Source organism: Streptomyces sp. Ru72 (genome assembly GCF_002920635.1).
Taxonomy (GTDB): Bacteria; Actinomycetota; Actinomycetes; order Streptomycetales; family Streptomycetaceae; genus Streptomyces.
Genome location: NZ_PQSR01000261.1, coordinates 1 through 363 on the forward strand (window position 1 = coordinate 1; position 363 = coordinate 363).

Below are 363 nucleotides of genomic sequence, written 5' to 3' on the forward strand. Positions count from 1 at the left end.
CCAGGTCCCCGAACTCCGGCAGCACCGCCGTGTAGTCGGAGACGTCGTAACCCCCGTCGCGAAGCGGGGACTTGAAGAAGGGCGGCAGCCACAGGCAGTCGATGCCCAGCCACTGCAGGTAGTCCAGCTTCGCGGTCAGCCCCTTGAGGTCGCCCACGCCGTCGCCATTGCTGTCCTGGAACGACCTGACCAGGACCTCGTAGAAGACGGCACGCTTGAACCACTCCGGGTCGCGCTCCGCGGCAGGAGTGTCCTCGAAGGTGTCCGGAACGGGCTCGTTGACGATCATCGTGTGGGTGACCCTCCGATCTGCGGTGAGGACGGTCGCAGGACGGTCAGCACGTGCGCGGGGCTATCGCCCGG

At 66.9% G+C, this 363-nt stretch carries 1 protein-coding gene and 1 pseudogene; both read right to left on the bottom strand.

All coding sequences use genetic code 11. The annotated features are described in order from the left end of the window. A partial coding sequence (locus C3488_RS39805) for an alpha-amylase family glycosyl hydrolase (protein WP_258053935.1) occupies nt 1-289 on the bottom strand: 289 nt, incomplete at its 3' end. Next, nucleotides 286-363: pseudogene (locus C3488_RS42840) on the bottom strand (alpha-amylase); the annotation flags it as partial. The pseudogene C3488_RS42840 and the gene C3488_RS39805, both read right to left, overlap by 4 nt.